General features: G+C 71.2%; 21 protein-coding genes and 1 pseudogene. 13 read left to right on the top strand and 9 right to left on the bottom strand.

The window, feature by feature from the left end:
* Positions 1-75: 75 nt before the first annotated feature.
* On the top strand, positions 76-1,650 hold the full coding sequence (locus ACYVOO_RS13750; protein WP_461015957.1) for a GMC family oxidoreductase: 1,575 nt from the start codon (positions 76-78) through the stop codon (positions 1,648-1,650).
* Between the two features lie 235 nt (positions 1,651-1,885).
* On the opposite strand, the gene ACYVOO_RS13745 is transcribed toward ACYVOO_RS13750, so the two are convergent.
* Positions 1,886-2,935, bottom strand: coding sequence for an AraC family transcriptional regulator (locus tag ACYVOO_RS13745; protein WP_461015956.1), 1,050 nt, complete (start codon positions 2,933-2,935; stop codon positions 1,886-1,888).
* A 66-nt stretch (positions 2,936-3,001) separates the two neighbouring features.
* Here ACYVOO_RS13745 and ACYVOO_RS13740 point away from each other — a divergent pair, with 66 nt between their 5' ends.
* The 8 genes and pseudogenes from ACYVOO_RS13740 to ACYVOO_RS13705 all read left to right on the top strand — a co-directional run.
* Positions 3,002-4,243 (top strand): MFS transporter, encoded by a 1,242-nt coding sequence (locus ACYVOO_RS13740; RefSeq protein ID WP_461015955.1) that lies wholly within the window; start codon positions 3,002-3,004, stop codon positions 4,241-4,243.
* 542 nt (positions 4,244-4,785) lie between these two features.
* A complete protein-coding gene (locus ACYVOO_RS13735; RefSeq protein ID WP_461015954.1) occupies positions 4,786-5,394 on the top strand; it encodes a TetR/AcrR family transcriptional regulator in 609 nt (202 codons plus the stop codon).
* 44 nt (positions 5,395-5,438) lie between these two features.
* A complete protein-coding gene (locus ACYVOO_RS13730; RefSeq protein ID WP_461015953.1) occupies positions 5,439-5,771 on the top strand; it encodes a hypothetical protein in 333 nt (110 codons plus the stop codon).
* Positions 5,772-5,815: 44 nt separating this feature from the next.
* Positions 5,816-6,043 carry a hypothetical protein gene (locus ACYVOO_RS13725; protein WP_461015952.1) on the top strand — a complete coding sequence of 76 codons (228 nt, stop codon included), beginning with the start codon at positions 5,816-5,818 and terminating at the stop codon, positions 6,041-6,043.
* A 66-nt stretch (positions 6,044-6,109) separates the two neighbouring features.
* The gene (locus tag ACYVOO_RS13720) at positions 6,110-7,303 is read left to right on the top strand and encodes an epoxide hydrolase family protein (RefSeq protein ID WP_461015951.1); all 1,194 of its coding nucleotides are present in this window, start codon (positions 6,110-6,112) and stop codon (positions 7,301-7,303) included.
* A gap of 225 nt (positions 7,304-7,528) precedes the next feature.
* Entirely contained in the window at positions 7,529-7,801 is a 273-nt protein-coding gene (locus tag ACYVOO_RS13715) for an SDR family oxidoreductase (protein WP_461015950.1), read from the top strand.
* Between the two features lie 9 nt (positions 7,802-7,810).
* Complete coding sequence (locus tag ACYVOO_RS13710; RefSeq protein WP_461015949.1) at positions 7,811-8,191, top strand: LysE family translocator; 381 nt, start codon at positions 7,811-7,813, stop codon at positions 8,189-8,191.
* Positions 8,104-8,550: pseudogene (locus ACYVOO_RS13705) on the top strand (hypothetical protein); the annotation flags it as partial. The gene ACYVOO_RS13710 and the pseudogene ACYVOO_RS13705, both read left to right, overlap by 88 nt.
* Before the next feature lie 165 nt (positions 8,551-8,715).
* Here the strand turns inward: ACYVOO_RS13705 and ACYVOO_RS13700 are convergent.
* On the bottom strand, positions 8,716-9,639 hold the full coding sequence (locus tag ACYVOO_RS13700; RefSeq protein ID WP_461015948.1) for an oxidoreductase: 924 nt from the start codon (positions 9,637-9,639) through the stop codon (positions 8,716-8,718).
* Positions 9,640-9,735: 96 nt separating this feature from the next.
* On the opposite strand from ACYVOO_RS13700, the gene ACYVOO_RS13695 reads away from it, so the two are divergent.
* Positions 9,736-10,311, top strand: coding sequence for a TetR family transcriptional regulator (locus ACYVOO_RS13695; protein WP_461015947.1), 576 nt, complete (start codon positions 9,736-9,738; stop codon positions 10,309-10,311).
* A 203-nt stretch (positions 10,312-10,514) separates the two neighbouring features.
* On the opposite strand, the gene ACYVOO_RS13690 is transcribed toward ACYVOO_RS13695, so the two are convergent.
* On the bottom strand, positions 10,515-10,937 hold the full coding sequence (locus ACYVOO_RS13690) for a DUF7919 family protein (RefSeq protein WP_461015946.1): 423 nt from the start codon (positions 10,935-10,937) through the stop codon (positions 10,515-10,517).
* Between the two features lie 479 nt (positions 10,938-11,416).
* Here ACYVOO_RS13690 and ACYVOO_RS13685 point away from each other — a divergent pair, with 479 nt between their 5' ends.
* From ACYVOO_RS13685 to ACYVOO_RS13675, 3 genes are all read left to right on the top strand, one after another.
* The gene (locus tag ACYVOO_RS13685) at positions 11,417-12,538 is read left to right on the top strand and encodes an FAD-dependent oxidoreductase (protein WP_461015945.1); all 1,122 of its coding nucleotides are present in this window, start codon (positions 11,417-11,419) and stop codon (positions 12,536-12,538) included.
* A 282-nt stretch (positions 12,539-12,820) separates the two neighbouring features.
* A complete protein-coding gene (locus ACYVOO_RS13680; RefSeq protein ID WP_461015944.1) occupies positions 12,821-13,687 on the top strand; it encodes a phosphotransferase in 867 nt (288 codons plus the stop codon).
* Positions 13,684-16,983 carry an amino acid adenylation domain-containing protein gene (locus ACYVOO_RS13675; protein ID WP_461015943.1) on the top strand — a complete coding sequence of 1,100 codons (3,300 nt, stop codon included), beginning with the start codon at positions 13,684-13,686 and terminating at the stop codon, positions 16,981-16,983. Before ACYVOO_RS13680 ends, ACYVOO_RS13675 begins: the two co-directional genes overlap by 4 nt.
* Before the next feature lie 65 nt (positions 16,984-17,048).
* Here ACYVOO_RS13675 and ACYVOO_RS13670 read toward each other — a convergent pair whose 3' ends face one another.
* The 6 genes from ACYVOO_RS13670 to ACYVOO_RS13645 form a co-directional block, all read right to left on the bottom strand.
* Positions 17,049-17,780 carry a PIG-L deacetylase family protein gene (locus ACYVOO_RS13670; RefSeq protein ID WP_461015942.1) on the bottom strand — a complete coding sequence of 244 codons (732 nt, stop codon included), beginning with the start codon at positions 17,778-17,780 and terminating at the stop codon, positions 17,049-17,051.
* The gene (locus ACYVOO_RS13665; protein WP_461015941.1) at positions 17,777-19,819 is read right to left on the bottom strand and encodes an NAD-dependent epimerase/dehydratase family protein; all 2,043 of its coding nucleotides are present in this window, start codon (positions 19,817-19,819) and stop codon (positions 17,777-17,779) included. Before ACYVOO_RS13665 ends, ACYVOO_RS13670 begins: the two co-directional genes overlap by 4 nt.
* A gap of 85 nt (positions 19,820-19,904) precedes the next feature.
* Positions 19,905-21,002, bottom strand: coding sequence for a glycosyltransferase family 2 protein (locus ACYVOO_RS13660; protein ID WP_461015940.1), 1,098 nt, complete (start codon positions 21,000-21,002; stop codon positions 19,905-19,907).
* Position 21,003: 1 nt separating this feature from the next.
* Complete coding sequence (locus ACYVOO_RS13655; RefSeq protein ID WP_461015939.1) at positions 21,004-22,284, bottom strand: amidase; 1,281 nt, start codon at positions 22,282-22,284, stop codon at positions 21,004-21,006.
* Complete coding sequence (locus ACYVOO_RS13650) at positions 22,281-22,847, bottom strand: ureidoglycolate lyase (RefSeq protein WP_453344936.1); 567 nt, start codon at positions 22,845-22,847, stop codon at positions 22,281-22,283. Before ACYVOO_RS13650 ends, ACYVOO_RS13655 begins: the two co-directional genes overlap by 4 nt.
* On the bottom strand, positions 22,844-23,635 hold the full coding sequence (locus ACYVOO_RS13645; protein WP_461015938.1) for a polysaccharide deacetylase family protein: 792 nt from the start codon (positions 23,633-23,635) through the stop codon (positions 22,844-22,846). The genes ACYVOO_RS13650 and ACYVOO_RS13645 overlap by 4 nt, the downstream gene beginning before the upstream one ends.
* Between the last annotated feature and the right edge of the window lie 545 nt (positions 23,636-24,180).

The following is a 24,180-nucleotide window of genomic DNA, read 5'->3' as shown; positions in this document are numbered from 1 at the left end:
GCACCGAGTAGCGGGTTTTCCGATACCGGCCATCGACAGGCCCGTGGAAGCGGGTCATGACAGGAGTAAGGGAACATGATGACGCATCAGTACAGCCCCGGGACCGCCGCCGACGAAGAGGAGACGTACGACGTCGTCGTGTGCGGCGCCGGATCGGCGGGGTCGACGGTCGCGGGATTGCTCGCGGCGGATGAGAACCTGCGGGTCCTTCTGCTGGAGGCGGGAGGCGACGACGCTGACGACCGGGTGTCGGACCCGGACCGCTGGTTCGAGAACATCGCGAGCGAACGCGACTGGGGCTGGCTCACCGAGCCGGGTACCGGCCTTGGAAACCGGCGGCTGCTGTACTCCATGGGCAAGGGTCTGGGCGGCGGCTCCAGCATCAACGCCGGGGTGTGGTCGCGCGGCCACCGCCGTGACTGGGATGACCTGGCCGCCGTCTCCGGCGACCCGCGATGGGACTACCGCTCGGTGCTCGGCTCTTACCGCGAGCTGGAGACCTGGCGCGGTGCACCGGATCTTGAACGGCGGGGCACGGCGGGCCCGATGCATATCCAGCCCGCCCAGCCGCTCCACCCCTTCTTCTCCGCGATGCTTGACGGTGCCGAGGCGGCCGGCCTCGACCGCTATGACAGCCCGAACGGCGAACTCGCCGAGCAGGGCAGCGGCTGCGCCGTCCGCGACGAGATCATCTCCGACGGCGTGCGGTGCTCCGCCTACCGTGCCCTGGTCGCACCGCGTTCGGAGCAGCGCAACCTGACCGTCCGTACCCGGACCCTGATCACCCGTGTCCTGTTCGACGGCGACCGCGCGGTCGCCGTCGAGGCGATATCAGACGGCCGGCCGGTCGTCTTCCGGGCCGCGCACGAGGTCGTGCTCAGCCTCGGAGCGGTGCAGACACCCAAGGTGCTCATGCAGTCAGGGCTCGGGCCCGCCCGCCACCTCGACCAGGTCGGCATCGATGTACGGCAGGACCTGCCGGGTGTCGGCTCTGGCCTCGACGACCACTTGCAGTTCGGGTGCGTGTGGGAAGCCGCCGACGCACGGCAACTGCCGCCGCCGTCACGCGCGCAAGCGGTGTGCTTCTGGGAGGGCGACGGCAGGGAGCGTTCGCCGCAGTTCGTCATGTACTCCGGCGGTGCGCCCTTCATGAGCCCGGAGGCGCAGGCGCGGTACGGCGCACCGCAGTCCGCGTTCTCCTTCCTGCTCGGGATGCGACTGCGCACCCGAGGTTCGGTGCGGCTCGCTGATGCCGGCCCGGCAACCGCCCCCGTCATCGAGACCTGCTTCCTTGACGATCCCGCGGACCTGCGTGACGCCGTCGGCGCCTACCGGTTCGCCGAGGAGGTCGCCCACTCGGAGGCGATGCGACCCTACCTGGGCTCCCGCTCGGTCCCCGCCGGTCTGTCCGACGCCGAGGTCGCCGCCTACATCCGTACTGCGGCCGTCACTTTCTGGCACCAGTGCGGCACGGCCCGGATCGGCACCGATACCGATGTCAACGCCGTCGTCGACTCAGAACTGCGTGTCCGGGGCTGCGATGGCCTGCGCGTTGCCGACGCCTCGGTGTTGCCCCGGGTGACCTCTGGGAACACCATGGCGCCCGCCATGGTGATCGGACACCGCGCGGCCGGTCTGGTCCGGGCCTGAGCTGCGCACGGCCGGGACGAGTGTCCCGGCCGTGCGCTGCAGGCGCCCCGCCTCAGACGCTCACCAGCAGCCCCTGAAAGGGCCGTGGGCCTGCTGCATCGCCTGCCTCTGGGACGGAGCACAGGATCAGGCGAAGGCCGCTTGCGTGTCCGGCATTCGGCCAAAGCCACCTGCAAGTTCGGGGCCACGTTGGATTGCAGACGAAGAACCCAGGTCAAATGCCTGCCGTCCGGCGTTATGCGCACCCGACCGGATCAGGAGGTTCCGCTTCTTCGTCGCCTCGGTCGAGCGCTCTGCGATCCCTGCTGGCGCCCGGCGAGTGTCCGGTGACGCGTTTGAAGGCGCGGCTGAAAGATGCCTGTGAGGTGTATCCGAGGCGTTGTGCCACAGACTCGACCGTCAGGGTGTCCTGGGCCAGCCACTGGCCGGCCAGGAGCATCCGCAGCTCCGTGGCGTAGCGGAGGGGCGGCGTACCGATCGTGGCCTGGAACCGGTCCGCGAAGACGGAGCGGGAGACGTTGGACCGCTCCGCCAGCTCCGCCACGGTCCAGTGGTGGCCGGGCTGTTGGTGCAGGGCCAGGATGGCGTGGGCCAGGCGGGGGTCGCGCAGCGCGGCGATGAGGCCGGAGGTGTCGTCGCAACCACATTCGATCCAGCCGCGCACGATCATCGCCGCCGCCACCTCGGCCAGCCGGGCCAGGACACCGGCGAATCCCACCCGCGCGGTACACACTTCGCGCCTCATGGACGCGAGGATCGGCATGAGCCCGGGATAGCGTTCTCCCTCGGCATTGACGAGCATGACGTCGGGCATCAGCCGGCTGATGCCCTGCATTCCGCCGAGGTCGAATTCCATGTATCCGTTGAAGAACACAGCGCTGGGATTCGAGTCGGTGCTGGGGCAGGCATGTACGTCACACACCGCGTCGCCGAGAGGGGCCGCATCGAAACTGTTGATGTCCCGGGCCGGTACGTCCGAGTCGGAAAGTAGCTGATGGGATTCGCCGTGGGGTATGAATACGGCACTGCCGGCCGAGAGCTTGTGGACGGTCCCGTCCTCGGTGCGCAGGACTGCTGATCCAACGGCGAGAAAGTGGAAATAGGCGCGTCCGGGCTTGGCGTGGAAGGTGAGGCCGAAACGTGGGCCGGCGTGGACGCGGCGGTAGCGAACGCCGCGCAGCCGCATGCTGGTCAGCAGCTCGCTGACGAGGTCGGACGACGGGGCGAACGGTCCTGAAGCCGCTATGTCCGGGGCCTCGGCCATATAGTGCGGACGTTCTGTCATAGCTCATCCCGAAGTTGACGTGCAGGCTTGACTTCAACCTTTCACGCTATGCAGGAGAAGTAAAAATTGAGCAGCGACGTGTGCCGCAACGCGCCCGATACGGGTCCCGAGACTGCGGCCGATAAGGAACGGAAAGCGTCCGAACCGGCCACCTCGTCCTGGGCTGCGGTGTTCTCCTTGGCGGTCGGTGTGTTCGGATTGCTGACGGCGGAATACCTGCCGGCCAGCTTGTTGACTCCGATGGCCGCCGACCTCGGAATATCGGAAGCGTTGGCCGGACAGGCAGTGACTGTCACGGCGGTGGCGGCAATGCTTTCCGGATTGCTGACGGCAAGCCTGACCCGGAAAGTCGACCGAAGGACCGTGCTGCTCGGTTTCACGGTTTTGCTGACCGTGTCCAATGTTCTGGTGGCCGTGGCCGCCAACGTGGCGATGCTGTTGCTCATGCGCATTCTGCTGGGTATCGCACTCGGCGGCTTCTGGAGCATGGCGGCGGCGGTGGCGATGCGCCTGGTGCCCGCGGCCTCGGTGCCGCGCGCGGTGTCGATCATTTTCAGCGGCATCGCGGTGGCGACCATCGTGGCGGTGCCGGTGGGCAGCTACCTCGGCGAGCTGTCCGGCTGGCGCAGCACCTTCGTCGCGGCGGCCGTGCTTGGGGTGCTGACGCTGGTGTTCCAGTGGTTCACGCTGCCCCGGATGGCGCCCCATGGCTCGGCACGGCTGGGCACGCTGTGGGACGTGCTGCGACGCCCGGGCTTCGGGTTGGGGATCGTGGGGATGCTGCTGGTTCACGTAGGGCACTACGCGCTGTTCACCTATATCCGGCCCGCGCTGGAGAACGTGGTGGGGGTCGACGCCGACAAGCTGGCACTGCTGCTGTTCGTCTTCGGAGTGGCGAACTTCGCGGGCACGCTGGTGGCCGGCTGGCTCCTGCAGCTCAGCCTGCGTCTGACGCTGGTGCTGGCCCCGGCACTGATGGGCGGTGCGGCGCTGGGCCTGGCGCTGCTTCCGGCCGGGCAGGCCGGTTATGTGGCTCTGGTGATCCTCTGGGGTCTGGCCTTCGGCGGGGTGTCAGTGGCTTGGTCGAACTGGGCGTCTCGCATGGTGCCCGACCATGCGGAGAGCGCGGGCGGACTCGTGGTGGTGGGTGTGCAGTCCGCCATCGCCGGCGGGGCCGCGGCGGGCGGTGTGATGTTCGGTTTCGGCGACGTCACCACCGTATTCACCATCTCCGGTGTCGTGTTGCTCGCCTCCGCGTTGTTGATCATGCTGCGGGTCCAAGCCCCCGGGCACCACGCGGGTCACTGATCTTGTCCGCAGTGTCGGACCAGGTGTTTTCCGCTGGCCGGTGTCTGGTCCTCGGGTGAGGTCCATGCCGGTTCGGGATGTTCTCACGGGCGATGCGGCGGTGGCGGATGAGCGGGCCGGCGCTGTGCTCGATGGCCCAGCACCGGCCCAGCACCGTGAAACCTCCCGTGCCGTGCGAGCGTTGGACGGGGTGGACGTCGATGCCGAGGCTGCCGGCATGGGTGGACGACGGTCGACGTCGCCCTGTTGTCCACCCGGGCCGGCGGCCGGGACGCCTGCGCGTCATCACGCTCTCGGCGAACGGTCATGCTGCCGGCCTTGGCCGACGGGGGCAGAGCGCCGGCCGTCAGCCGCCGACGGTACTGAAAACGAGGACTGCGCCATGCGAGCGGTCACCGCCCGCGCCGCCGGACTCGGCTGACCTTCCGCTCGCTGACGCAGCTGCCACACGACCCGATCCACCCAGGAGGCCCCGAGCCAGGAGGCCCCGAGCGAGATCCCATTAAGAACAGATGTTCTTTTCGTAGTGTACGTTTGTTCTTATGGATGGGACGGATGCCCTCAAGGGGCAAGACAACGCAGGCCGCGAGGAACGCCGGGCGCGGCGGCATGATCCGCGGCGCAGGACACGCATCCTGGATGCAGCGCTCGACGTGCTGGTCGCGGACGGGGTCGCCGGTCTCACGCATCGCAAGGTGGCCTCCGGCGCCGACGTGCCGCTGGGCTCGGTCACGTACCACTTCGCGAGCCTCGCCGAACTGCGGACGCAGGCGTTCGTCTGGTACGTCGACCAACGGACCGCCCAGTTCGAGGCCCTCTTCACCGAGGTGGAGACGGACGAGGATCTGATCGATGTCCTGGTCGAACTCGTCCAGGGCGGTCCGTCCAGGCGGCACAGCGCGGTCCTCGGGTTCGAGCTGCATCTGGCCGCGCTGCGGGATCCCGCTCTGCGCACGCTGACCCATGAATGGACGCGGGCCAGCCGCGCGGTGCTGGCCCGGTTCACCGGAGCGGATACCGCCGCTCGGCTGGACGCCCTGCTGGAAGGGATGATCATGCACGCGCTGCTCTCGCCGGAGCCGGAACCGCGCGAGGCGACGCGGGCGGCCATCGAGCAGACCCTCCCCCCGAATCCCAGATCAGCGACGTGAACGCCGATGCCGAGGACCCGTCTTCGCGTGCGACTGCGGCCGCCTTGCGGGCGACGTCCCTGGTCTTCGCCACCCTGGGCCTGGCCGGAGCGACCTGGGTGTCCCGGCTGCCGCAGATCCGCGAACAGCTGAACCTGGACGCGGCGTCGGTGGGTCTGATGCTGCTGGTGATCGCCGTCGGCGGGGTGGTGGTGCTGCCGCTGGCCGGACCTGTCGTCAAAAGGGTCGGACCGCGGCGGACCGTCGCCGCGGTGGCCGGGCTCGTCGGTATCGGACTGGGCGCGGTGGCCTACGGGTTCGCCCTGTGGGCGCCACTGCGTTCGCCGGCGTGCTGCTCTGGGGAGCCGGCGCGGCGCTCGGACTTCCCGTCGGCCTGAGCGCAGGTTCTGACGATCCCGCGCAGACCACCGTCCGGGTCGGAGTGATCACGTCGATCGGATACTGCGGCTTCCTCTACGGTCCGCCACTCATCGGATTCCTCGCCGACCGGACGGCCCTCGCCCCGGCACTGCTGGTCGTCGCCGCCCTCATGGCGACGTCCCTCACTCTGGCGGGCGCGGCCCGTACCGCCGCTCCACCGACGCCTCACCCAGGACCGGCCGCGGCCGCCCCGCAGACCGCGCGCGACGAGTCGGCCGACGCCGTCTGAGCCGCCGCACCCATTCTCACCGCGCGGCACAACACTTCACCGCACAGCAAGGAGAACCGAACCCCCATGACCACCGACACTCCCGTGATCTCAGTCAGTGACGCCGAACTGTACGACCTTCGCGCCCGGTTGCGGTCCACCCGTTGGCCGCGGCCCTGGCCGATCGAGGGCTGGGCGGCGGGCACCGACACCGCCGAACTCCGCCGCCTCGTCGCCTACTGGGCCGACGGATACGACTGGCGCCACCACGAGACCGCCGTCAATGCCCTGCCTTCCCACTTCGCCGACATCGAGGGCACACCCGTCCACTACTGCCGCTACGACGGCGAGCGGCCTGACGCGCTGCCTCTCGTCCTCACCCACGGCTGGCCCAGCTCGTTCCTCGAACTGACCGCGCTCGCCGAACGGCTGGCCCATCCGTCCCGGTACGGCGGGCGTCCCGCGGACGCCTTCACCGTGATCGTCCCCTCGCTGCCCGGGTTCGCCTTCTCGCCCCAGCGGCCCGCACTGGCCGAAGCGGGTACCGACGCAGCGGCCGAGCAGACCCACGAGCTGTGGCACCGCCTGATGCACGACGTCCTCGGCTTCGAGCGCTACGCGGCGCACGGCGGAGACCTCGGCGCGGGCATCACGTCACGGCTGGCCGAGGCACACCCCGAGGCGGTCGTCGGCATCCACCTGCTCGCGGTGGCGTCCCCGGCCGCGTACGACCCGTCCGGGCTCACCCCCGAGGAAGAGGCGTACCTCGCCGCCGTCGCCACCTGGCAGGCGGAGGAAGGCGGCTACATGCACCAGCAGAACACCCGCCCCCTCACCCTCGCCCCCGCTCTGACCGACTCGCCCGCCGGTCTGCTGTCCTGGATCGTGGAGAAGTACCGCGCGTGGAGCGACTGCGGGGGAGACCTGTCCTCGCGCTTCAGCGACGACTACCTGCTCACCCAGGCGTCCCTCTACTGGTTCACGAACACGGCCGCCACCTCGCTACGCCCCTATTACGAATACGCCCACGGCCTGACCCGGCGCGTGGAACGAGTGGACGTGCCCACGGCCATCGCCCTGTTCCCCGCCGACCTGAGCCGCCCGCCGCGCAGTTGGGCCGAGCGCACGTACAACGTCACGCGCTACACCCGCATGCCTCGCGGCGGCCACTTCGCCGCCCATGAGGAACCCGGCCTACTGGCCGAGGACATCACAGCGCTCTTCCGCGGCCTCGGTCACGGCGCCACAGATGCGGGCGCGCGTCGCTCTCGCTGGTTCTGACCGGCGATCCCGCGCACCATAGATGGACCACCGCCACGCCCTGCCCCTACGTCGAGAGGCTCCTCCCACGACCGCAGACACCACACGTGCCGCAACCCGTCACGAGGCCGGCCTTAGCAGGCGATCATGCCGCCGGGCAGCTTGCGACGAACACCTACGCGTGGTGGTCGGCAGGGCGAAGGTTGCCTGACGCCGCACTGGCTCTTTGCGAATACTTGGGCCGCCGTGAGTGCGGAAGGCGCCGAGCAGGTCGCGAAGACCACCGTGCCCGACCGACTCGCGAGCCCGCGCGAGATCGCCGAGGTGATCCTCTTCCTCGCCTCGGACCGCGCGGGCTACGTCACCGGCGCCATCCCCGCAGCTGGCCCTGGATGCACCGCTGTCCAAGGGTTGACCCGTAAACGATCTTCTTGTCAGTTCGGGGCACGGGGCGTCCTGATCGGTCTCGTCTCCAACTCGGCCGGGAAGCTGGAGGTTTGGCGTACGCCTGTTGCGTAGGCTCGTTGTGTGCAGTGGTATCTGGTACTCGGCTTCGTGGCCGCAGTCACACCCCTGACATTGATTCCCGGCACGAGCTTCACGCTGGTCACGCAGCAGGTGATCACGAGCTCGCGGTCCGACGGTGCACGCGCCGCCTTGGGCTCGGCATGCGGGCTCCTGGTCCACGCGACGTTCGCTGCGGTGGGCCTGTCCGCCCTGGTCATGTCGTCGGCTCGCGCGCTCACCGTGGTGAAGCTCGTGGGCGGCATCTATCTCATCTGGTTGGGCGTGACCACGTGGCGTTCAGCGCGTCGAGGCGCCGAACCAGCGACTCGCAGGCGATCGACCATCTCGGGCCCAAGCTCGCCCTCCAACAGAGACAGCGGTTCCGCCAGGGCACCGTGCTGATCGTGGACGGCACCCTGGTGCCCACCCGCGGCCACTCGGTAGCCGAGCAGTCGCAGAACTATCGGTACTCCACGAACCACCAGGTCGTCGTCGACGCCGATACCCGGCTCGTGGTCATCGGTCGGCCGCTGCCCGGCAACGTCTTCGCCCGCATGAAGTGCTGGAAGATCCTGCGAGATTGCCGCCTCAAGGGTGACGGCGTCCTTGACGATTGCCTCGGACGCGGTGCTTCTCCCGACCTGATCGCCAGCGGCGCCAAGACCATCGAAGTCCGCATCGGCTACCCCAAGATCCGCGAAATCAACGCAGGGGACCGCCCTGCGCTTCACCAGCGAAGACGCTTCCCCTGCCCCCACTGACGACGCCATAGGCACAGAGCGCACGAAGGACTGCCATCGCTGTCACGTGACCAACGCATGACCAACAGCAGTCCCGACCGGACAGAAAGCCCAGGTGACAGACTCGAATGATGGACTTGATCAACAGGCCCCCAGCGTGATGGGCCCCTTTCCCTCAGGGCGAGGTCACGTCTGCGGGACCGGGAAGGTGACGTTGGTCAGCCGCTCGCTCTCCTGCCACAGCCAGGCGCCCAGCTCGGGGTCGTCGGCTCCGGCGGGCAGCCGGACCGCCTTGGGTGCGCCGGAGGTCTGGTCGCGTCCGGCCGGGCCGAGATAGGACCCGCTGGCGACCGCGGGGTGGGTTGCCGCGTACAGGGACGGCCAGGCCGCGCCGTCGGCAGAGCCCATCAGCGTGCGGGAGGCGAGGGCCACGAGCAGGCGTCCCGTCCGGCTGGTGGAGGTGTGGCGTTGCAGGTTGGTGACGGCCGAGCCCGGATGGACGGCCACGGCGCGGTGCGTACTGCCGGCAAGCCGGCGGGCGAGTTCCTGGGTGAAGACGACGTTGGCGCGCTTGGACTTGGCGTACGCGCTCATCGGGCGGTAGCCGCGCTCGCTCATCAGGTCATCGAGATCGCCGGAGCGCCAGGCGGCGGCGAGGGCGCTGACCGTGACGACGCGGGCAGCCGAGGAGCGCCGCAGGGCCGGCATCAGGTGCGCGGTGAGCGCGAAGTGGCCGAGGTGGTTGGTGCCTACCGTGAGTTCGAGGCCATCGCGGGTGAGCCGGCGCTCCGGGACATCCATCACGCCGGCGTTGTTGATGAGGAGGTCAAGGGTCTCGCCCGCGGCGAGCGGGGCGGCCGCCTCACGGACCGCGGTCAGGTCGCCGAGGTCGAGTTCCACCGTCTCCGAGCGGGCACCGGGCACGTCCGTGCGCAGGCGGCGGGCGGCGTCCGCCAGGGAGTCGGGGCGCCGGCCCGCGAGCAGGACGCGGGCGCCGTGTTCCGCCAGGACCTGGGCGGTGCGGTAGCCGATGCCGCTGTTGGCGCCCGTGATCAGTGCGGTCAGGCCGTTGAGGTCGGGGATGTCGGCGGGAGTCCAGTGGCGGACCATGACAAGCCTCCTAAATGAATGTTCATTTACTTCGCTCAGCATGCGGAGGGTGACCCAAGTTGTCAAATGAACGTTCATTAAGGGAGAGTGGTGGTCATGGCAACGCGTGATCCCGACCGCAAGCGCGAGCAGTTGATGGCAGCCGCCCTCGCCGAGTTCGCCGAGTTCGGCCTGGCAGGATCCCGCGTGGACCGGCTCGCCAAACGCGCCGGGATCAGCCCCGGCCTGGTGTACTCCTTCGCCGCAGGGAAGGAGGGCCTGTTCGAGGCCGTCTACGAGGCGATCGCCGAGCAGACCGTGAACGCGGTCCCCGTCGACGCCGACGACCTGCCCGAATACGGCGGCCGCCTGTACGACGCCGGGCAGCAGCACCCCCGGGTCATGCGTTTCCTCACCTGGTACGCGCTGGAAAGCACCCGACGGCCGACGCCCGGCACCATCGCCCGCTCGATGCAGGACAAGATCGCCGCCATCGAGGCCGCCCAGCAGCGGGGCACCGTCCGGCGGGACAAGCCGGCCGCGGAGATCCTGGCCCTCGTGCTCGCACTGGCGAACATGTGGCAGCACCACACCGAGGACGTCAATTCGCTGGTCCCTCCGGCCCAGCAGCGCACAACGATCACCGACGCCGTACGCCGTCTGGTCACCCCGGACCGGGCCCCTCACAGCTGAGAGAGTCCCGCACGCGCGACGGACGAAGCCCCTCTCCCGAACCGAGCTCCCCCTCAGCAGCGGTCGCGACGCCCGGCCCTCCCGTTCCAGCGCCCTGCGCAGCCGTCCCACCAGCGCCTGGAGCGCGGCGGGCCCTCGCGGGTGCCAGACGCGTGTCAAAGGCCCCACAGACTCATGGGCCCCCAGGCGCCGGTCATGGGCCCTCAGGCGCCGGCGGGCGCGGCGCGGCGGGTGGTGACGGCCTCGATGAACTCCTCGGGCGGACGGTAGAAGTGCGCGGTGACGTAGTGGTGCACGAGGGTCGGGGCGATGAGCCAGCGGCCGTCCGGGGTCGTCACCCGGACCTCACCGTTGCCCAACTGCACCGTCCGGTCGCCGACCTGGATGCTCGGCGGCGGGTCGAAGGGGTCCCGGCCCGGCTCGAAGGTGCAGTTCTGCCAGCCGCGCATCACCTCACGCCGGTCGTCCCTGCACAGCACGCCGAGGGCCTCGACGAATTCCGGCGGTACCGTTCCGCGCGGGAATTCGTGCGGCGCCTCCAGCCAGCCGACGTTCAGCGCTTCGGCACCGGCCGGGACCGAACCGGCGGAATACTCATAGGGGCTGAGATCCGCGTACCAGGTCAATTCACACTCCGTTGCCCGTTTTTCGCATTCCGCTGCCGCATTTCGGGTCACTGCATCTCCGAGCGGCAAGCCGCCCAGTGTACCTGCCTCATATTGGGCTGGAGCAGTCGCGAAAGATACGTCTCGCCGGTCACCGTGACGTTTCTCGGCGTGCCGAGGATATTGAGATCGCCCCCGAGAAAAGGGAATAGAAGTGGCGGTCCGCTCGGCACCGCGGTACTTCGGCTGTCGATCGTCATCCTCAGGTGGCGGGTACGTACGTCACAGCGTGAGGGGCCCCGGTCGCCGCGAGGCGGAGGCCAAGTTATAGTCGCGGCGTCGCGAAAAACGATGTTCCGCAGGTCCGTCCGCCGAACATCGCTCGTACATCGATGCAGATGGTTCTGATCGGTGAGCGTCTCCTTGCCGAGACCGGGCGTCCCGTCCGCTTTCGGCGCTGACCATCGTCGGCGCGTGCCGACGCGACAGAGGAGCGCAGCGTGCAGAAGACCATCGGCATTGTCGGAGCGGGACTGGGCGGGCTGACGCTCGCCCGGGTGCTTCAGACTCACGGCGTCGCCGCGACGATCTACGAGGGTGAGGCTTCGGCGACGACCCGTGCACAAGGCGGCTTGCTCGACATCCACGAAGAGACCGGCCAGGTCGCGCTTCGCGCGGCTGGTCTCTATGACGAGTTCCTCACTCTGGTCCGCCCGGGCGAGGACGCCAAGCGTGTGGTCGACCGCCACGGCACGATTCTGTTCGACATGCCCGCGGACCCCGGTTCGGCCCGTCCTGAGGTGGACCGTGGCGAACTCAGGCGCCTGCTCATCGACTCGCTGGCGCCCGGGACGATCAGGTGGGGTCACAAGCTCGCCTCGGTCCGGCGCTGTGCGGAGGGCGGCTACGAGCTCACTTTCGCGGAAGGTTCCGCCGCGCGCGCCGACATCGTCGTCGGCGCGGACGGTGCCTGGTCAAGGGTGCGTCCGCTGCTCACTCCCGCCAGGCCCGTCTACAGCGGGACCTGCTTCGTCGAGATCGCCCTCGCCCCGGGCGGCCAGAACGGCCGGGCGAGCCTGGCCGCGACCGGCAGCGGCACGCTGATGGCGGTCGCGCCGGGCAAAGGCATCATCGCCCATCGCTACGCCGACGGGCACGTGCGCGGATACGTGGCGCTGAACAAGCCCGAGGAGTGGATGAGGTCGATCGACTTCGGCGACCCGTCCGCGGGCCTCCGTCAACTTGCCGACGAGTTCGACGGCTGGTCGCCACTGCTCACCGCCTTCGTGACACAGAGCGACACGGAACCGTGGCTCCGACCCATCCACGCTCTTCCCGTCGGGCTCAAATGGGACAGGGTGCCCGGAGTGACGCTCGTCGGCGACGCCGCGCATCTGATGTCGCCCTTCGCGGGCGAGGGCGCGAACCTCGCCATGTACGACGGCGCGGACCTGGCGAACAAGCTGGTTGAACACTCCGACGTCGAGGCCGCGCTCACCGCCTACGAAGAACGGCTGTTCCCACGTAGTCGCGACGCCGCCGACCGCTCGGCGAAGAACCTGGAAATCTTCTTCGGCGGGGAAGCACCGCAGAGCGTCGTCACGTTGTTCGATCGCTCCTGATGCCCCGGGCCGGTTTCCCGTTCTTGCTGTGGGCCCGGCGGGGGTCGGGTACGGCCATCGCGTGATCATCAGGTGTGGCGCGGACTCCGCGGGCAGCGGGGCGGCCGGTGGCCACCCGGCGACGTCGGCCTTCGGCACGTCCGGCCGCAAGGGAGAACGCGGCGTTGACTGGCCGAGGGGAACGCGTTATCAAGAAATGACGCCGGCCCAAGAGAGTGCCCATACCCCGTGCCCGGGCCCGGGCCCGGTGGAGTCCTGACCGTCAGCCGGAGGAAAGCCACCGTGCCGAGAAATCGCCGCAGCCATCCCGATGACCACGGAGACGGATATCCCACCACTCCCGGGCCCGAGCCGGAATCCCCCGGGGCGGAGGAAACGCTGCACGGCGGGCACCTCACCGAAGTGGTCCGTCAGGGAAACCGTGTTCGCCGCAGCACCGGCCCCTGGTCGCCCGCCGTGCACGCGCTCCTCGACCACCTGGCGAAATCCGGCTTCACGCGCGCCCCGCGGCTCCTCGACGTGGACGAGGAAAAAGGCTATGAGTACCTGAGCTATCTGCCCGGCGAGGTGGGATATCCGCCCATCCGGGCACCGTGGCAGACCGACGAAGCGCTACGGGCCGCGGCTCATCTCATCAGGGAATACCACGACGCCGTCGCCGATTTCACGCCGCCGGAGAATGCCCGCTGGCGATTCATGGTCGGCGCGCCCCGGACCGGCGAAATCATCTGCCACAACGATATCGCCAATTATAATCTGCTCTACTCCGACGGCCTTCCCTCTGCGCTGATCGACTGGGACTTCGCCGCTCCGGCCGGCCGTACCTGGGATCTGGCCCAGGCGATGTGGTATCTCGTTCCGCTGCACACCCCCGCCTACTGCCGAAGCGTCGGCTGGGCCGAGGTGGACGTGCCCCGGAGGCTGCGGCTGTTCTGCGACGCGTACGGACTGCCGGAGGACGACCGCGTCGGCCTGATCGATCTCGTGGCCGAGCGCCAGACCGTCACGTTCAGGACCATGGACACCTGGGCCGCGCAGGGGGTACCCGGATTCGCCGAACTCGTCGAGAACCCTCCGGAGATCACCGAGCGGGCCGACGCACCCCATCTGCGCCGCCACCGTGACCTCTGGCAGCGGGCGCTCCTGTGAGCCCGCCGGATCTGATCCAGCGTTTCCTGCGCCAGGTGCGGCGCACTCCGCACGCGCTCGCCGTGACCGGAACGGGCGGCGACCTCACCTACGGTCTGCTGGAGGCCCGTTCGGCCGCCGTCGCCGCGGCTCTCCGGGAGGAGGCGCACGGGCGCCCGCGCATGGTCGGGCTCGCCTGCGGCCGTACGACGGCGAGCATCGTCGCCGTCATGGGTGTGCTCCGGGCGGGCGCGGCCTACGTGCCGCTGGACGAGAGTCATCCGGCGGAGTACAACCGGCGGCTGATGCGCCGGGCCGGTGTCCGGCAGGTCATCGCCGACCGGAGCACGGCGGACGCCGCTCGCGCGCTGACCGGACGGCCGCTAACGCTGCGGAACGACGGCGGGCCGGACGGGGCGAGGGTACCGGACGGGGCGAGGGTACCGGACGGGGCGGGGGTGCCGGACGGATCCGTCGCATCACCGGCTTCCGTCCCGCCGTCGGCGTCCGGCCCGCCAACGGCGCGGACCGCGGCGCCGGAGGCACCCGCTTACATACTCTTCACCTCCGGCTCCACCGGTGAGCCGAAGGGCGTGATCATGCCCAGGCGGTCGCTGGACAACCTCGTCGACTGGCTGCTGGCCGACCCGGACGCGGACCTCTCCGGCCCGGTGCTGCACTTCTCCACCCTGTCCTGGGACACCTCCACCCAGGAGATCTTCCCCACCCTGTGCGCGGGCTCCACCGTCGTCGTGGCCACTCAGGAGGAGCGCCACGACCCCCGCGCGCTCCTGGCGGCGCTCCGGGCGCACCGCGTCGGACGGGCGGTGCTGCCGCCCCAGATCCTGCACCGGCTCGTCGGCGCCGGTCAGGCACCGCATCTGCGCGAGGTGATGAGCGGCGGCGACCAGTTGCTGCTCACCCCCGAGCTGCGCGACTGGTGCGCGACGATACCCGCACGGCGGCTGCGCAACGCCTACGGGCCGACGGAGACGCAGATAGCCACGGTCTACACGGTTCCGGACGTACGCCGGGCGCCCGCCGTCGTTCCGCTGGGCGGGCCCGCGGCGAGCTGCGCCCTCGCCGTCCTGGGCCCGGACGGGTCGCCGGTGCCCGACGGCGTACCTGGCGAGCTGCACATCGGAGGGCCCGGGCTGGCGGACGGCTACCTCGGCGCACCGCGCGAGACCGCCGCACGCTTCCTGCCCTCCCCCGGCGGCCCGGCCGCCACGCGCCGGTACCGCTCCGGCGACCTCGTCGTCAGGGAGCCGAACGGCGCGCTGCGGTTCGTGGGCCGGGCCGACCGGCAGGTGAAGATCCGCGGGCACCGTGTGGAGCCGCAGCAGACGGAAGCGGTGCTCGCGGCCATGCCCGGTATCGGGGCCGCCGCGGTGATCGCCGCTCCCGGTCCGGCCGGTCCCCGGCTGGTGGCCTTCCTCGTACGCGACGGGGCCGACGGGCCAGGACCGGGTGCGGATGCCCCCGGGGGCGGCGGACACGCGGGGCTGCGCGCCGCGCTGGCCGAGCGGTTACCGCCGCACCAGGTGCCCGTGCTGCTGCGGGACGTACCGGAGCTGCCGCTGACCGCGAACGGGAAGGCGGACGTCGCCCGGCTGCGGGAACTGGCGGCGGCGACCACGGAGAACGGGCACTCCACCGTCCCGGGCCCCTCAAGTCCGCCAAGCTCCTCCAGGCCCGCGAGCCCTGCGAGCCCCTCCAGCCCCTCACACCCCGCGAGCCCTTCGGGCCCGGCCGAACGGACGCTGCGCGAGATCTTCACGGACTGCCTCGGGCTGCACGCGCTCGCGGCCCCGGACGCCGATCTGCTGGTCCTGGGCGGCGATTCCCTCACCGCGATGGACATCGCACAGCGGTTCCGCGCGGCCGGCTACGACCTGCCCGTCTCGGCCGTGCTGGCACACACCACCCCCCGGCGACTGGCCGCGCTCGTCCGCTCGTCACGGCCGCGCCCGGCACCCGGCGGGGCCGTGTCGGCGTGGTTCCCCCTGGCGCCGTCCCAGGCCGACGGGCTGACGCTGCCGACGCCGGACCGCGACCACCACAACCAGTACGCGGTGCTGCGCACGGCCCCCGGAACCGATCCGGCACGACTCGGCCGGGCGCTGGCCGCTGTGGTACGGACACACCCTTCGCTCCGGCTGTCCGTACGCGAGGACGCGGGGGACGCGGGAGGCCCGAGGGCGGAGGGGCCCGGCCCCCGCCAACGCGTGACGCCGGTGGAGGCCGTTCCCGGGGCCGCGCTCATGGACGTCACCGACCTGCCCCCTGACGCGGGTCCCGCCGAGGTCGCGGAGGCGGTACGGCACACCGGCAGCGCCCTCCACCGCTCGCTGGACCTCGCAGGCGGCCGGCTCCTGCGGGCCCGTCTCCTGCGGCGCGGCGCGCACCGTACGGGCCGCCTCCTGCTCGTCGCGCACCAGATGGGCATCGACCGGCTGTCCTGGTCCATCGTCGCCGCCGACCTCGCAGCGGCCTACGACAGCGGCTCGCCGCGACTGGAGCCCGAAGGGACGTCGCTGCGCGAGTGGATCGCGGCGGTCGAGCGCCACGCACACGGCGCCGCCGCGGCCGAGGCCGCGTACTGGGGGCGGCAGGGGGAACCGACGGGCCCCCTGCGGCCGGACGTGCCGGCGGCCGACCCGCTCCGCGACAACCTCGCCGGTTCGGCCGCCGAGGTCGTCCGGACCATCGGCGGTGAGGTGGCCGGGGCGCTGCTGCGGCGGACGCCGGGCCCGCCCGCCGAGGTGCTGCTGTACGCGCTGGGCCGGGTGCTGGCCGGGGCGGGCGGCACCCGGGCGGTACGGATCGACACCCTGCACCACGGCAGGGGCCACACCCTCGCGGACGACGTGGACCTGCTCCGGACGACCGGCTGGTTCACCGCGTCCGTACCGGTACGTGTGGACACGGCCGACGGCCTCGCCGCGTTCCTGCGGCGGCCCCGCCCCCCGCACGGGGGCCTGGGCTGGGGCGCGCTGCGGACGTACGGGTCCTCCCCTGCGGCGACGGCACTCGGCCTGCTGCCGTCCGCCGAGGTCTCGTTCGACTTCCTCGGGCGTCCGGGCCCCCTGGGCTCCACGGGCCCCTTCCTGGGGTGGATACCGGAGGCGGACACCGGGCCGTTCGTCCACGGGGAGTGGCGCCGTCCCCATCCGCTCGAAGTGCAGTGCGAGGTCACCGGCGCCGGCGACCGGCTGACCGTGACGTGGACGTACAGCCGCGCTCTCTTCCGCGCCGCGACCGTACGCGGCTGGGCGGAGGAGCACGTCCGTACGGTCACGGGCCTGGTGGCGTAGCCGGATCCTGCCCGCCGGGGCGCACCGCGGCGGACCACAGCGGGCCGTGGCGGGCCGCGAGCCGGTCATCCCCGGTGCCGGGCCAGACCCTCGTGGTGGGCCAGGCTCTCTTGTTGGGCGAGGTTCAGCACGCCGAACACCTCGGCGTGGCCGCCGCCTTGCGCGACGGCTCCCCGGTAGCGGGCCAGCCCTTCGAGCGCTTCGTCCCAGGGCACGTGGTGGAGCTGGGAGGCGTAGGCCCGCATGGCGTGCACCTTCTCGGCCATGACCGAGGAGATGTCCACCGCGTGGGAGAACTCCCGCATCGGGGTCCACACCTCGTACGCCAGCACCAGGCGGGGCGGGGGCGCGGGCTCCGGGCCCGCCTCGGGGAAGAAGTCGGCGCCGGCCATCCACAGGGCGTCCCGGGCGAGTTCGTGCACCAGCCGGTGCTCCCGGTCGCCCTCGTCGGCGTGCGGCAGGTACACGACGGCGGGGCGCAGCCGTCGCACGGCGGCGGCCAGCGCGATCCGCAGTTCGCGACGGGGCAGCAGGTCGCGGGAGGGCGCGTCGAGGCAGAAGTGCTCCGCGACGCCGAGCCGCCGCGCTGCGAGATCGATCTCGGCCGCGTACCGCTCCTCGGACAGCTCCTCCGTGAGGGTCGGCTCCCGGCCGACGACGTGTACGACCGCGACGTGTCGCCCCGCCTTCGCGTGCAGGAGCAGCGAGCCGCCCGCGCCGATCAGTTCGTCGTCCGGGTGCGGTGCGATGGCGAGCACGGTGCCGGCGTCGGGCACGGGTCCGTACGGGCCGCTCACTGGACGATCCCCGCCCAGCGGGCCCAGGCCGCCGTATGCGCGAAGCCGGTGCGGAAGTCGGTGCGGGGCGGGCAGCCGAAGGCGGTCACGGCGTCGGTCGAGACCGTGGCGTGGCTGTCGTACAGGGCGCGTTCCCACTCCTCCGGGGGCGCGCCGGAGGTCGCCGCTTCGGGGGTGCCCAGCAGTTCCCTGTACGCGTCGTAGAACCGGCCCCACGGCAGCGTCGCGGGTCCTGACACCAGCATCCGCGCCTGCTCGGGGGCTGGCCGGGTGGCGGCGGCGATCAGCGCGTCGGCGACGTCGGAGACGTGGACGGCGTTGCACGTGCCGCCCTCGTCGCCCGTGGGCAGGGCCGTCCTGCCCTCGCGCAGTCTGCGCAGCGGGGTCAGGGTCCACGCCGGGCTGCCGGGCCCGTAGACGACGGTGGGCTGGACGACGGCCGTCGTCAGCCCGTCGCTGCCGGAGGCGAGGACCAGTTCCTCGGCGGCGAGCTTCTGGTGTGCGTAGTCCCGTGCCCCTGGGTTGTGCGCGAGGCGGGGTGTGGACTCGTCGATCCGGCTCCGGCCCTTGTCGTCGTAGACGGCGACGGTGCTGACGTGGACGAAGCGGCGCACCCCGGCGCGGCGGGCAGCGGCGAGGGCGGCGCGGGTGCCGTCGACACCCACCGACCACTGTTCCTCGGGGGTGCCCTCGCCGCCGTGGACGGTGTGCACCACGGTGTCGCAGCCGCGGAACGCCTCCGCGAGGGCGTCGGCGTCGCGGATGTCGGCGCGGTGCGGCCGGAGCCGCGGCCCGGCGAGGTGGGAGAGCGGGGCCAGCTTGGCGAGGTCGCGCACGACCGCGGTCACGGTGGAGCCGCCGGTGACGAGCCGCTGGGTGAGGTGGGAGCCGATGAAGCCGCTGGCCCCCGTCACCGCGATCCGGCCCGGCGGGTGCTGCGGGGCGGGAAGGGGGCCTTCGGCCGGCCGGGGCAGCGGGGTGCCGTCGGCGTCGCGGGCGGTGTCGCGGGCGGCGCTCAGCAGCCGCACGGCCGTCTCGGCCTCGGCCAGGGTGGCCGCCGACCTCGTGTCGTCGCCAGGCGCCCCGGGTGTTCCGGTGTGCCTGGCGATGGCTCCGGCGAACTGTTCGAGCTGGCCGCTGAACAGTCCCACCCAGGTGTCGCGGGCCGGCGGCTCCAACGGGATGGCGCCCTCCGCCACCAGGGCGCCGTCTCTGTTCCGCAGTTCGTACGTGCCGGGGAAGCCGGTGCTCACCGTCAGGTCGGCCGTGGTCCCGTGCAGGGTGCAGGTGTCCCCGAGGGAGCGCAGCCTGCTGAGGTGGATCTCCGACGGTGTGCCGCCGAAGGTCGCGTGCAGCCGTATCTCGCTCTCGGCGCCCGTGCCGCCGTTGTGGGCGCACGAGACGACCTCGGCCGGGCCGGGGAACCAGTGGTGCAGCAGGTCGAGCACGTGCGGTCCGGTGTCCAGCAGGACGCCGCCGCCCTCGTCCGGCGGCGCGAACATGAATCCGGTCAGCAGCGGCCACGCGTAGGGGTGCCCTTCCCGCCAGGTCACGGAGGTCACCCGGCCGAGCCTGCCCTCCGCCAGCGTCCTGCGCACCCACGGGGCTGCGGGGAAGAGCCGTCGCACGTGTGCGGGCATGGCGAGGGCTTTCCCGGCCCGGGCGGCGGCGGCGATGCGCCCGCAGTCCTCGGTGGTGAGGGCCAGGGGCTTCTCCAGCAGGACGTGCTTGCCCGCCCGCAGCAGCGTGTCGGCGAGGGGGAAGTGGGTGGCGTGCGGCGTGGCGATGATCGCGGCGTCGATCTCCGGCAGGATGTCCGCAGGTTCCATGCCGAGGGCGACTTCTCCAGGTGCGGTACGGGCCGTGGCGCAGGCGGCGCGGTAGATGTCGGCGGCCTGGTGCGTGTGCGCGGGCACGGTGTCGACCAGGTGGGTCAGCCGGAACGGTCCGCCCTCCGCGAGCGCGGGCAGATGGCACGCACGGGCCGCGGCGCCGCAGCCGATGACGGCGAGGCGCGACGGGGCTGAGGGAGAGAGCACGGCATCCTCCATGGCAGGACTCTGGTGGGCTGGGAGCGGGACGGGGGCGGGCGGGGCGGGCCTTCGAAGAGGGCGGCGCGGGCCGTCAGGACGGCACGCGTCCCTGCGGCCCTGAGGTGATGCGGCGGCCCTGGCGCTCGTGGGAGGCCCGCAGCAGGGCCCGCTGTTCGCCGCTGAGCAGGGTGGAGTGCCCGGGGACACCGGGGTGGGCCCGGACCCGCCGGGCGGTGCGGGGGTAGTGCGGCCGTACTCCGTAGGGGTCGCGCAGGTGCTGGTAGAGGGTGCCGAGGTGGTAACTGGTCAGCCAGGCGGTGCGGTAGAAGGCGGGCCCTGGGCCCTTGCGGCGGCCGATGCTGACGATCGAGCCCAGGTCGTTCGCGAGCCGCCACCGCATCCGGGGCGTGGGGAACAGGCCCAGTTCCTGTCCGATGCCCTCGCCGATCCCGTAGCGCAGTCCGCTGCGCAGATCGGTCAGTCCGCTCTGCGGGGCGTGTTCGACGACGGCGTCCGGGAGGTAGGCGACGGGGATTCCGGCGAGCTGGAGCCGGAAGTCGAATTCGCGGTCCTCCTCCCAGTGGATGAGGCCGGAGTAGTGGTATCCGCCTATGCGGTCCACGATGTCCCGGTCGTAGATGAGCGGCGGTGAATAGGCGTTGACGTGGTCGGCGATCTGGAAGGAGCGGGACTGCTCGATCCAGCGGCTGAGCCGCCCTCGCGCAGAGCGGAACCGGACCCTGCCCTTGACCACCGGGTGGTCGGCCACCGCTTCGGCGAGGGCGCGGATGGTGCCGGGGAGGAAGACGCAGTCGGAGTCCATGAGCAGGACATGGCGTCTGCCCGCGGCGTCGATGGCCGCGTTGTACGCGGCGCCCAGGTTCGGTTCGTCGATCTCGGCCACCCGCACCGGCCGGTCCAGGGCCCGGATACGGCGGTGGGTCGCCTCGTCGGCGCCGTTGAGGGCCAGGACGATCTCCACATCCTCGTCGACGCTCGCCACGCACTGGACGACCAGGGGGTCGTCCTTCACGGGGATGACGACCGACGTGTCGGCCAGGAGGGCGGTGACGCGTGCTTCGGAGGCGGGAGCCGGCGTTCTTCCCGGCTCGGCGTGCGTTCCGATGTCGGGGCAGGGTGGGGGCGGGCTCGGCCTCGGGGGCGAGGGCGGGGGCGGGGGTGAGGTCACGTCAGTTGGCTCCTCCGTGGGAAAGTCCGCTCTGTATCGCCGCCGTGTCGCCGAGCTTCCGCTCCAGCCAGTCGGCGACGGCCAGGAGCACCGGGTCCTGGCCGTGCGGGGCCACGCACTGCAACCCCACGGGCATGGGCGGGCCGCCGTCGGCGGGGACGGCGCGGCCGGCCGGGAGGCTGAGGGTGGGCAGGCCCGCCCATGACCAGAAGACGGTCGTCTCGATGTCGCCGGTGTGCTCGTAGCCGAGCGGCGCCGGGCCGAGCGCTGAAGGGCACACCCAGCAGTCAGCGCCGGCCGCCCGCAGTCCGGCGGCCAGCCGCCGCCGCATCACGGGCAGCCGGGAGCGGGCCGCCTCGATCCGTCCGCGGGGCAGGGCCCGTCCCGCGTCGATCGCCGCCGCTGTGCGGGGCCTGTAGCGCGGCGCGTACCGGGGGTACCAGTCGGCGTGGGTGCCCGCGAGTTCGCCGAGCATCAGGTCGTCACAGGTGCGCAGCCAGCTCTCCACGTCGTCCTGCCAGGGGGCGGGCACGGTGACGACGTGGGCGCCCGCCTCTTCGAGCGCGGTGAGCAGCGCGGTGAACGCGCGGCGCGCGGCGGGCTGCACCAGCTCCATCGGGTAGCCGTCGGGTACGGCGAGCCGGGGCGCCGGGCCGGGGGCGGCGACGACGCCGGTGAGCGCGGCGGCTGCGGTGGTCAGGGTGGCCATGTCGCGGGTGAGGATCCCGATGGTGTCGGCGGACGGTGCCAGGGGCACGCCGTCGTAGGGGATCAGCCCGTGGGTGGGTTTGTAGCCGACGACGCCGCAGTAGGCGGCCGGAGCGGTGACGGAGCGCTGGGTCTGTGCGCCGATCGCCACGGAGCAGATGCCCGCGGCCACCGCGGCCGCCGATCCGGCGCTCGAACCGCCGGGCGTCCGGGCCCGGTCGTGCGGGTTGCGGGTCGGCCCTGGCTCGGCGCACCCGAACTCGTCCAGGTGCGTCTTGCCGAGGATGACGCCGCCCGCCTCGCGGACCCGGCGCACCACCGTCGATTCGGGCCCGGCGAAGAGCGCGGCGGGCAGGGCGGAACCGGCCCGGGTGGGCAACCCGTCGGCCCGGAAGACGTCCTTGACCGCGACCGGGACCCTGGCGAGCGGCCCGTCCGAGGCGGCCTGCCGACGGGACTCGGCGGCCACCCGGGTCCGACGTCCCGGCTCGGCGATGAATGCCCTGATACCGGGATCAAGTGACTCCAGCCGGTCGAGCGCGGCGCCGACGTCCTCCGGCGGGGCGCCCCTCATCGCAACAGGGGCCGCAACGTGACCCCGAACCGGTCGCTCAGCGACACCTTGAGGACGTCGCCGCTGTCGAGTTCCCGTGGCCCTTCCGCCGTCCGCAGCGCCTCCACCACCTCGGCGGAATTGGCGATGAGGGTGGTGACCGGCCGGTCCAGCGCGATGGGAAAGTCGTGCCAGGTGCCGAGGTGGAGGAGAAATGCGCTGTTGGCGGGGAAACGCAGGGCGCGTGCGGCGTCGAGGTCGGGCAGTTTCGCGTCGTTCTCGTGATTGGGCGGGGTGAGCACCATGACGAAAGGCGCGCCCAGGGTGACGAAGAGCTGGGTCAGATGCAAATGGCGTTCGAGCCAGCGGACTTCCACCTCGGGGTCGGGAAGGATCTGCGCGGTCCGTAAGGCCGCGCGTCCGCGATAGCGGAATCCGATGTCTCCGCCCTCGATGACCCGGCCGGGATAGAAGGGGATGTCCATGGCCTGGACGACATCCGTGGTGATCAAGGTGCCGAAAGGACGCACGGTCTTCTCGTCGGCGTCGGAGACGAGTATGTCGAGACTCTTTGCTGTATTCACCCAGGATCGTCCTCACACAAGTGTCGGAAGAGGGCAGCACCCGTGGTCCACCGGACATGCGGCAGGGCGGCGATTTCTTCGAGGCAGCGGCGCAGCGCACCGATTCTTCCCGGCTGCCCCACCAGGAACGGGTGCAGGCCCAGCGCGACGACGCGCCCGCCGTGCGGCTCGGCCGCCAGCGTCCTCACCTGTTCCACGAGCGCGTCGGCGAACTGCGCGGGAGTCTGCCGCAGACTGAGGAAAAGCGTGATGTCATTCGTTTCCATGCTGTACGGAAGAACGAGCAGCCGTCCCGCCGGCCTTTTCCACCAGTAGGGCACGTCGTCGTTACCGAGGTCCGCCACGTAGCGCACACCGGCGGCGGACAGCAGGTCCCAGGTGTGGTCGCTCACGGCGAAGCCCGGGGTGAGCCATCCGCGCACCGGGCGTTCCGTGCCGTCCTGGAGCACCCGGAGACTCCGCTCGATCACCTCGGCCTCGGTCTGCGGAGAGAGGTCGCTGTGGCGTGTGCTGTTCTCCCAGCCGTGCGCCATCACGTCCCAGTCGTTCCCCTTGACTTCCTCCACGATCTCCGGGTGGCGCAGGCAGATTTCGGCGTTGAGCGCGGCCGTCGCCGGGATGCCGAGTTCCGCGAAGAGCGTGAAGAGCCGGAAGACCCCGGCGCGATTTCCGTAGTCGCGCCAGTTGTGGTTGGCGATATCGTGGCCGTGTGCCAAGTGCGGCTGCAACGCCGGTCCTTGACTGCCCTGCGGATAGTGCTCGATGTTGACGACCGGCCAGACCGCCACGCGGGCACCGCCCGGCCACGCCGGTGTTCTCGCGTCGCGCGGGCGGAATGGCGGTTCCAGTGGTCCATGGCTCACTGTCATCACACGGTCCGTGAAGTGAAGGGCAGCATTGTGCTGCCGGAGCGGAAACACGGCGGCTGAGAGCAGCCAAGACCTGTGTCACGTTCTCATCGGTGCGCGGGAAATGCGTAGCCGTGCGCCGCTTCCGTTGCTTTGAGGGCGACGATGACAACGGGAAGCGGCCGAAGGCAATGGGAAGCCGCGAATGCGTCTGCTGCTTCTGCTGCTGCGTCTGCGGATTCAGCTCCGCACGACGATAGTCGATACCTCCGGGATTCGCTCCCCCTGGTCCGATTCCCTTGGCCTGGGGCTACCCTCGGCCGGGGAACTGCCCGCCGCCGAGGGGCATTCCTCACCTGTCGGCGAAAGCAGGGCCGGGGCACAAGGAGTGGACTCCGTGTCTCACGAGTGCGCCGCGGCCGGCTTCGACCAACGACCCCGGATTCCCGCCCGCGGCCGCACGACCATCCCGCCCCCACCGGTCG

It is taken from the genome of Streptomyces daliensis (genome assembly GCF_054782395.1).
Note: the sequence above shows the minus strand (reverse complement) of the source record. Positions and strands in the feature narration are given on the sequence as shown.

Excerpts from the sequence above, each read along its gene's own strand:
- ACYVOO_RS13750 (WP_461015957.1), top strand. The coding sequence starts at position 76 with ATGATGACGCATCAGTACAGCCCCGGGACCGCCGCCGACGAAGAGGAG.
- ACYVOO_RS13745 (WP_461015956.1), bottom strand. The coding sequence starts at position 2,935 with ATGACAGAACGTCCGCACTATATGGCCGAGGCCCCGGACATAGCGGCT.
- ACYVOO_RS13735 (WP_461015954.1), top strand. The coding sequence starts at position 4,786 with ATGGATGGGACGGATGCCCTCAAGGGGCAAGACAACGCAGGCCGCGAG.
- ACYVOO_RS13720 (WP_461015951.1), top strand. The coding sequence starts at position 6,110 with ATGACCACCGACACTCCCGTGATCTCAGTCAGTGACGCCGAACTGTAC.
- ACYVOO_RS13700 (WP_461015948.1), bottom strand. The coding sequence starts at position 9,639 with ATGGTCCGCCACTGGACTCCCGCCGACATCCCCGACCTCAACGGCCTG.
- ACYVOO_RS13695 (WP_461015947.1), top strand. The coding sequence starts at position 9,736 with ATGGCAACGCGTGATCCCGACCGCAAGCGCGAGCAGTTGATGGCAGCC.
- ACYVOO_RS13655 (WP_461015939.1), bottom strand. The coding sequence starts at position 22,284 with ATGAGGGGCGCCCCGCCGGAGGACGTCGGCGCCGCGCTCGACCGGCTG.